This window comes from Acidobacteriota bacterium (genome assembly GCA_003225175.1).
Lineage (GTDB): Bacteria > Acidobacteriota > Terriglobia > Terriglobales > Acidobacteriaceae > Gp1-AA112.
Window position 1 is genome coordinate 1 of record QIBA01000111.1, and the last position, 8531, is coordinate 8531.

7 protein-coding genes are annotated in these 8531 nt (G+C 57.5%); all 7 read left to right on the top strand.

Features of this window, described 5'->3' with window-relative positions:
• The first annotated feature begins 131 nt into the window (after positions 1-131).
• On the top strand, positions 132-689 hold the full coding sequence (locus DMG62_22560; protein PYY20667.1) for an antitermination protein NusG: 558 nt from the start codon (positions 132-134) through the stop codon (positions 687-689).
• The gene (locus DMG62_22565) at positions 646-1356 is read left to right on the top strand and encodes a hypothetical protein (GenBank protein PYY20668.1); all 711 of its coding nucleotides are present in this window, start codon (positions 646-648) and stop codon (positions 1354-1356) included. Before DMG62_22560 ends, DMG62_22565 begins: the two co-directional genes overlap by 44 nt.
• A gap of 35 nt (positions 1357-1391) precedes the next feature.
• On the top strand, positions 1392-3821 hold the full coding sequence (locus tag DMG62_22570; protein ID PYY20669.1) for a sugar transporter: 2430 nt from the start codon (positions 1392-1394) through the stop codon (positions 3819-3821).
• Between the two features lie 33 nt (positions 3822-3854).
• Positions 3855-5150, top strand: a complete 1296-nt coding sequence (locus tag DMG62_22575; protein PYY20670.1) for a chain length determinant family protein — start codon at positions 3855-3857, stop codon at positions 5148-5150.
• Positions 5137-6054, top strand: a complete 918-nt coding sequence (locus DMG62_22580; protein PYY20671.1) for an NAD-dependent dehydratase — start codon at positions 5137-5139, stop codon at positions 6052-6054. The genes DMG62_22575 and DMG62_22580 overlap by 14 nt, the downstream gene beginning before the upstream one ends.
• A 2-nt stretch (positions 6055-6056) precedes the next feature.
• Entirely contained in the window at positions 6057-7067 is a 1011-nt protein-coding gene (locus tag DMG62_22585) for a GDP-mannose 4,6-dehydratase (protein PYY20673.1), read from the top strand.
• 503 nt (positions 7068-7570) lie between these two features.
• Positions 7571-8531: hypothetical protein (locus DMG62_22590; protein ID PYY20672.1), on the top strand; the 961-nt coding region annotated here is incomplete at its 3' end.

Below are 8531 nucleotides of genomic sequence, written 5' to 3' on the forward strand. Positions count from 1 at the left end.
CCCTCGCCGCACCGAAAATTTTTTTCGGCGAAGTCCTTTGGTAAGCCAATCAATCGCGCAGTTTCAAGAAGCACGTCCTAAGTGACGATAGCGAAGCTTTGTCTAAAATCGCAAAGCTGAGTCGAACCGAGATGTCAATCATTCCCCTGTCCGCCCATGCAGAATCAGAGGTTGTTTCCCAATGGTTTGCGGTTTATACGACTTCACGCCACGAAAAAGCCATCGCTGAGCACTTCGCGCTGAGGAAGATCGAGTCCTTCCTGCCTCTCTATCGCACTCAGCGCCTCTGGAAGAACGGCTGCAGGATGGACCTGCAACTGCCGCTTTTTCCCAGCTACATCTTTGTTCGGATACGTTCCCTTGAGCGAGTGCGCGTGCTTGAGGTACCCGGAGTGCTCTCTCTGGTCAGCGCTGCGGGAAAGCCAGTGCCGCTGCCCGAGCCAGAGATTGAAGCACTCCGTTCCTCTCTCCCGTTGGTAAAGTGCGAACCGCATCCCTACCTCGTGATCGGTGATCGAGTTCGCATCAAGAGTGGGTCGCTAGAAGGCATGGAGGGCGTGCTACTGCGAAAAAAAGGATTCCTCCGCGTTGTTCTTTCTCTTGACCTGATTATGAAAAGTCTTGCCGTCGAAGTTGACGCTGACAATGTCGAACCTGTTCCCACGTTTGCCCGCCACAAGCTGGCCTGAAAGCGCCATGATCGCCCCCAAAAATCAGCAGAAAAGTGTGACCGAGGTTCGGATCCTCGAAGCCGCTGTGCAGTTGTTTGCGCGCCAGGGATTCAGCGGAACCAGCACCCGCGAGATCGCGCAACTTGCCGGTGTAAACGAAACCACGCTGTTCCGATATTACGGAACAAAAAAGGAGCTATTCTGGGCAGCGCTCGAGGCGCGCTTGTCTCGAATTAAACTCAGCCGCGAACTCCAAAGCGCGCTTGGCGGTGAAGACGATCCTGCTGAGGTCCTGCCTCGGGTTTTCCAGTTTGTGGTGGACCTTATTTGGGAACAGCCGGAGCTCATGCGCGTCCTTTACGTGTCCGCACTGGAGCTTCCACGCAGCGATGAAATCTATCGCAAACACTTAGGCGCTATTTTTGATTCAATCAGCGCTTATTTGACTCGCTGCGCGAGGCGCGGTGCCATTTGCGGTGTCGATCCACATATGGGAACCTTGGCCTTTCTCGGCACCGTTGTCTTTCACTCTAGCCTGTATCAACTCTTCGTGGGCCGCGAGTTGCCATTCGCGAGTGCGAGTGAAGCGAGTTCAACCTATTCCGGCTTTTGGCTTAATCTCCTCCGCGGCGCGCTTGAGCCGCCGTCGTTGGTCGGAAACCCTGGATCGCTAGTCGGACATTGAAAAGACTTTACAGAGAAACAAAGCAAGGCTTTTTTATGATTCTGAAACAATTGTTGTTAATGTCGCTCGTATTCCCCGGTAGTGCGGTTGCGCAGACAACTCTGCGTGTACCCTCCGGCAGCACCAGCCAGTGTGAAGGGCCAAACTGCGTGAACGGCTCACAGCCGCCCGACACAAATAACGGAATGGACGATACGGATCTGTACGATCCTTCTGCGCAGCAAGATCAAGGCTCCAAGTACGATCGGAGTTCGACATCACGTGCAAACGGGCGTACCGACGAGGGTGGCCGGTACGATCGCACCTATCAAAACGTTCCGACATACCGAATTCCTGGCGATCATTCTGAAGATTTTCAGCGTGATCGCGAGCACGAATTTTCCGGCAATAGCGACGAACCACTGGACCTGTCGCTTACATATCCGCCGCGGAAACAACAATCGGTTCGCGAAGAGCCAACGGAGTTTCAGAAGTTCGTTTATAGCTCGACCGGCCAGCGCCTTCCAATTTACGGACGCAACCTGTTTGAAAATGTGCCCAGCACCTTCGCGCCGGTTGATCGCATTCCGGTCCCTGCAGACTACGTGGTAGGCCCCGGCGACGAACTTCTAATTCGCGCTTGGGGACAAATCGATCTCGACGCGCGCGTCGTTGTGGATCGTAATGGTCAGATTTACTTGCCGAGAGTTGGCAGCGTAACCGTTGCGGGACTCAAGTACGAGCAGGTAAATCCATATCTAAAGACTGCCGTAGGACGAATCTTCAAGAACTTCGACTTGAACGTGAATCTTGGTCAGCTCCGTTCGATCGCGGTGTTTGTAGTTGGGCAGGCAAAGCATCCTGGCACCTATACGGTCAGCTCCCTTAGCACGCTGGTGAACGCGTTGTTTGCCTCGGGCGGACCCGACAACACCGGCTCGATGCGCCACATCCAGCTCAAGCGCAAGAACCAGGTTGTCTCCGAGTTCGATCTGTATGACCTGCTTCTCAATGGCGATAAATCCAAAGATGTGGCTTTATTGCCCGGAGATGTGATCTACATTCCGCCCGTTGGACAGCTCGTCGCCATCGCGGGCAGCGTCAACATGCCGGCGATCTATGAAATTCGCGACAAGACCACCGTTGCCGAGGAGCTTGAGATCGCTGGAGGCCTCAACACTACCGCCGACAGCAGCCGCGCTGTCCTCGAGCGCATCGAGAACCGCACAACCCGCAGGGTAGATGATTTCGCGCTTGATAAACAGGGCGCGAGTCGCGAACTGCGCGACGGCGACATACTACGTGTCTTCTCTGTGTCGCCACGTTTCGAGAATGCCGTGACATTGCGAGGGAATGTCGCGCAGCCTGGACGCTATCCATGGCGCGATAGTATGCACCTCTGCGATCTTGTGCCTTCGCGCGATGCGATCATCAAACGCGATTATTGGATGCGTCAGAACGCACTGGCTCTGACTCCGATTAGCTGGTCGAACAATACTTTGGATCGACGCACCACGTTCATGCGTAACGCCGCGGAAGTGAATTGGGATTACGCCGTGGTTCAACGGTTAAACCACGAAGATCTCACCGCCCACTTAGTTCCTTTTAACCTCGGCCACGCAATCGCCGACTGCCACTCAGAGGACAACCTGCAACTCGTGGCCGGCGACGTGATCACTATTTTTTCCCAGAATGATCTCGCGGTTCCAGTCGACAAACGGACCAAGTTCGTGTGGCTGGAGGGCGAGGTGAAGCGCGCTGGTGTTTATCGCGTGCAGAAAGGGGAGACTCTGCGCGATGTAGTAGAGCGCGCTGGGGGTCTAACGCAGAATGCCTACCTCTTCGCCTCTGACTTCCGCCGCGAGTCCACGCGGACCGCGCAACAGAAAGAACTTGAGCGTGTCACCGAAGAGTTCGACAAGGAGCTGCGTAATAGAGCCGCCACGGGTGGGAAGGGAAATCAGGAAGAACAGATGGCCTTTCAGCAGCAGCTTGCGGCACAGCAGAACGTGCTGACCAAGTTGCGTCAGACGCAGGCGACTGGCCGTATCGTGTTAGGACTTAGGCCCAGCGACAACAGCATTGAGAGCATTCCAGAGCTGCCGCTCGAAGACGGCGACAAATACGCAATTCCGGCCAGGCCCGAGACCGTCGACGTGCTGGGAGCGGTGTACAACCAAAACTCCTTTATATATAAGGATGGTCACAGTCTGAACGACTACCTTGGCTTAGCTGGAGGCGGCACGCGGGATGCCGACCAGAAGCGTCTTTTTGTGGTTCGCGCCGACGGCTCAGTCGAGAGCAAGCAAATGCATAGCTCCATGTTCTTCGGCAACTTCGGATCGATGAAGCTGATGCCCGGTGACAGTATTGTTATGCCGCAGAAGATCCACACCGGCAGCGCAGTGACCGCGTTTCGCGATTGGACGCAGATCTTCTCGCAACTCGCTCTTGGGGCGGCATCGATCCAGGTGCTAAGCAAGTAAGGCTTGGCTGGCCGGTAGACTCAGCAGCTCACAATGGAAACCACGCAAATCCATCACGACCCTTTGCTCGACGAGCCGAACACGTCGAGCATGGTCGAGCCGCGCCCCAGGCGAGTGCAGCTACAGGAGGATGAGATCGATCTTCTCGATCTGCTCATCGTCCTCGCGAAGCGCAAGCGCCTCATCCTGGGAGTGATGGTGTGCAGCGCCGTCCTCGCGGCTATCGTCTCCCTGCTGCTGCCGAACCGTTACACGGCGACCACGAAGATCTTGCCGCCACAGCAGTCGCAATCTGCGTCGACCATGTTGCTCAATCAGCTCGCCGGCGGAGGCATGGGACCACTGGCCGCGATCGCCGGCAGCAGCCTCGGGATCAAGAATCCCAGCGACATCTACATCGGCATCCTCAAGAGCCGCACTATACAGGACGCGCTGCTTTCCCAATTCGAGCTCATGCATGCCTATCGCGACAAACGTGCGTCGGACGCGCGCAAGGATCTCGCCGGCTACAGCGACATCGTCTCCGAGAAAGAAGGACTGATCAGCATCTCGGTCGAGGACAAAGATCCCAAGCGCGCCGCCGCTATGGCCAACGCCTACGTCAACGAGCTTCGCAAAGTCACACAGCACCTCGCCATCAGTGAAGCCTCACAACGCCGCCTCTTCTTCGAGCAGCAGGTGCAGCAGGCCAAGGAAGACCTCAGCAACGCCGAAGTCGCGCTCAAAGAAACGCAGCAGAAGACGGGCATGTTCCAGCTCGATAGCCAGGCCAAGGCCGTCATCGAGGCCATCGGGAACCTGCGCGCCCAGGTCGCCGCCAAGGAAGTCCAACTCCAGGCCATGCGCTCGTTCGCCACCGAGCAAAACCCGCAGCGCATCCTGGTGCAGGAGCAGGTAGTCGGCCTCCGCGAACAACTGCGCAAACTCGAAGGACAACAAGGTGGAGAAGGCGACCCGATAGTGGGCACTGGCAAAATCCCAGGCGCCGGTCTCGAGTTCGTCCGCAAATACCGCGACGTGAAGTACTACGAAACCATCTTCGAACTGCTGGCCAAGCAGTACGAAGCCGCCAAGATCGACGAATCGCGCGAAGCCGCAGTGATTCAAGTACTGGATCAAGCGACCGAGCCGGATAGGAAGTCGAGCCCGAAGCGCCTGCTCATCATCGCTCTCTGCGCGATCTGCGGATTGATGATCGGCTGCGTATCCTCGCTCGTAGCCGAGGCGTTCAGCCGCATTCAACTCGATCCCGATCGCGCGACCCAGCTCTCCCGACTTCAGTCGCTGCTGAAATGGAACCGCAAGGGGCTAACGGTTGGCAGAGTCTAGCGCCAGCAATCAAAAGCTCCTGCTAACAGGAGCGTCGGGATTCGTAGGTGGCTTCGTTCGGCAAGAAGCGCGCTGCATTCCTCTGTCCCTGAATGGGAAGGAAGTCGATCTGCGAAATGTGCGCGACACCAACGATGCCATCGACCAGATCCGGCCCGACGCGGTCCTGCATCTCGCCGCTCAGACATTCGTGCCGCGGTCGTTCGACGATCCACTCGAAACCTTCGAGATCAACTTCCTCGGCACCTACAACCTGCTCGCGGCGCTAAAGAAGATCGGATTCGCCGGCCGTTTCCTGCTCGTCAGCACCGGAGACGCATACGGCTCAGTCGCTCCCGAACTGCTGCCGATTACCGAAGCGCAGCCGCCCAGGCCGAGGAACCCCTATGCGGTAAGCAAAGTAGCTGCCGAGGCCCTATGTTTCCAGTGGAACCAGACCGCAGGCTTTGAAACAATGATTGCTCGGCCATTCAATCACGTAGGACCAGGCCAGCGGGAGGACTTCGTTATCTCAGGATTCGCCAAGCAAATCGCCGCCATCAAGCACGGCGCCAGGCCCGCCGTGATCGAAGCCGGCGACCTCGACGTCACCCGCGATTTCCTCGACGTTCGCGACGTCGTCCGCGCCTACCTCCTGCTGCTGCAGGACGGTCACGCCGGAGAAACGTACAACATCTGCTCCGGCACAGAGCGCTCGATTCGGTCGCTGCTCGAAAAGATGCTCGAGCTCGCCGAAGTCGACGCCGAGATCAAGATCAATCCCGCAAAGTTCCGGCCATTGGAGCAGCGCCGCGTCGTCGGCGACGCCTCCAAGCTCTGCCGCCACACAGGATGGCAGCCGTCCTACTCCATCGAGCAAACGTTACAGGACACAATCCACAGTTGGGAGTATCAGACCGCATGAGCATGAGCAAAGCTGCATTCGTTACCGGCGTCACCGGACAAGACGGAGCCTATCTTTCCAAGCTCCTCCTCGAGAAGGGCTACAAAGTTTACGGACTGCTGGCACGGCGCTCGTCCGACACGACGTGGCGCCTGCGCTATCTCGGCATCCACGACGATGTCGAGTACGTCGAGGGTGACCTCACCGACCAGTCGTCGCTCATTCGCGGCCTCTCGCACTTCCCGGTGGACGAGGTCTACAACCTCGGCGCGCAAAGCTTCGTCGCCACCTCCTGGATGCAGCCCGTGCTCACCGGCTACGTCACCGGACTCGGCGCCGTCAACCTGCTCGAAGCCATCCGCCTCACCAATTCCAAGACGCGCTACTACCAGGCCTCGACCAGCGAGATGTTCGGCAAGGTCCAGCAGCCCATCCAGAACGAAAAGACGCCGTTTTACCCGCGCAGCCCCTACGGCGTAGCCAAGCTCTACGCCCACTGGAGCACCGTCAACTACCGCGAAAGCTTCGGCATGCACGCCTCCAGCGGCATCCTGTTCAATCATGAGTCGCCGTTGCGCGGCATCGAGTTCGTCACCCGCAAGATCACCGACGGCGTGGCCCGAATCAAGCAGGGAATCCAGAAGGAACTCAAGCTCGGCAACCTCGAAGCCCAGCGCGACTGGGGGTTCGCCGGCGACTACGTCGACGCCATGTGGCGCATCCTCCAGCAACCCGAGCCCGAAGACTTCGTCATCGCCACCGGCCGCACCACCAGCGTCCGCGAATTCTGCCGCCTGGCCTTCGCCCGTGTCGGACTCAACTACGAGAAGTTCGTAACCATAGATCCCAAATTCAACCGCCCCGCCGAGGTCGACGTCCTCCAGGGCGACGCCTCCAAGGCCAGACAGAAACTCGGCTGGAGACCCCTCACCAGCCTCGAAGAGCTGGTAGGCATGATGGTCGACGCAGATATGGAGCGCGTGGCGTTAGAACGAAACTCGAGCGTGCAGGCGTATAGCTATGCCGCCGTCTAACAGAACCGTTTGCGCCGGGGCCCCCAGCACCAGGGTTCCCGGATTGCGCCGCATTTTCGCAATCTGGGATGGCGGCGGACGCCGCCGTTGCGGCTGATGGGGTGTGGTAGCGAATGGCGAATTAACAGAACGTCGGCGGTAGCGAATCAGTGGAATACGCTGTTATTTCGCTGTTATGCGCAGGAACAGCGAATTAACAGTGAATGTATCAGCGAATTTATCAGTGAATATTGAAGCAACGCGGATGTTATCGAATTCTGCCCAAAATTCCCAAAGTCGATTTTTGGAACAGTGAATAACAGTGAATGATCAGTGAATTTCCGCAAACTGCTCCTCCAGCCCACGATTCCCAAAACGGACAACGGATTGGTTTCACCAGCCACAGTATCGTGCTACCACGAAAATCAGGGGCACACAAGGAAGTTAAACAGGTAGGCCGGTAACGGAACTCAAGCGCAGGCGCATTCCTACGCCGCGGTAATAGCTGAAGTAGGAAACTCTACGTGGACAATTCGCTGAGTAATAGCTGCAAGATTATTATAGTTGGGGGCTTCGCCTTGGCTTCGATGTGTATCGGGTGCGGAGCCCCAGTTCAAAAAGCTGCCACGCCGCCAGGACAGGATCAAGGCCTTCCGAGTACCTCGCAGGTGACTCTCAGCCTGAGTCCCTCAAGCGCCACGCTCATGACTGGACAAAGTGTGAGCTTCTCCTCGCCGTTCGTCGGTGCAGTCACCTGGACCGTAAATGGCGTCGTGGGAGGAGATACTACGAGAGGACTGATCGACGGTCGGGGTACATACACAGCCCCTTTAATTCCTCCGACGGCTCCAGTCATAATCTCGGGACGTCTGGGCAACTTCTCCGGCACTGCTTCTCCTACGGCAAGCTCAACCATTACCGTCGCCAATCCAGTGCCGCAGGTAGCACAGCTTTCACCAGCCGCAATATCGGCTGTTTCGTCTTCGGTGGTCGTGATTACTGGGAGCGGATTTACTCCGCAGAGCAGCGTCGCAGTGAACGGTCAATCCGTAAATACGACTTACGTCGATGCCTCGCATTTACGGGTATCAGTCCCAGCAGCGACGAGTGCAAGCTCTTCGATCCTGTCTCTCAGTGTTTCGAATCCTGCTCCGGGCGGAGGAAGTTCAGGCCCGCAGTCACTCTTTGCCGCCGCAACTGGCACTCCTCAGGCGACTACCCATCCACTCGTTGCCAGGCTCTCATCGGTCATTCCCGCAGGGGCCTCGATGTTCGCCGAGTTCGGGCCGGACACGAATTACGGGTTCAGGACTTCCGCGAAAGCTGCGTCTTCGGTTGGGCCCGTCGATTTGTTGGTTGCAGGGATGCGGGCTTCGAAGAGCTATCACATGCGGCTTCACTTCGTAATGCCGGATTCCACCGAAGCCGTTGGCGAAGACGAAGTGTTCACGACGGGCGACGTTCCCGCTGCCCGCGTACCGCCAA

Coding starts and splice junctions, on each gene's coding strand:
- DMG62_22570 (PYY20669.1), top strand. CDS start 1,392: ATGATTCTGAAACAATTGTTGTTAATGTCGCTCGTATTCCCCGGTAGT.
- DMG62_22565 (PYY20668.1), top strand. CDS start 646: ATGTCGAACCTGTTCCCACGTTTGCCCGCCACAAGCTGGCCTGAAAGC.
- DMG62_22585 (PYY20673.1), top strand. CDS start 6,057: ATGAGCAAAGCTGCATTCGTTACCGGCGTCACCGGACAAGACGGAGCC.
- DMG62_22575 (PYY20670.1), top strand. CDS start 3,855: ATGGAAACCACGCAAATCCATCACGACCCTTTGCTCGACGAGCCGAAC.
- DMG62_22560 (PYY20667.1), top strand. CDS start 132: ATGTCAATCATTCCCCTGTCCGCCCATGCAGAATCAGAGGTTGTTTCC.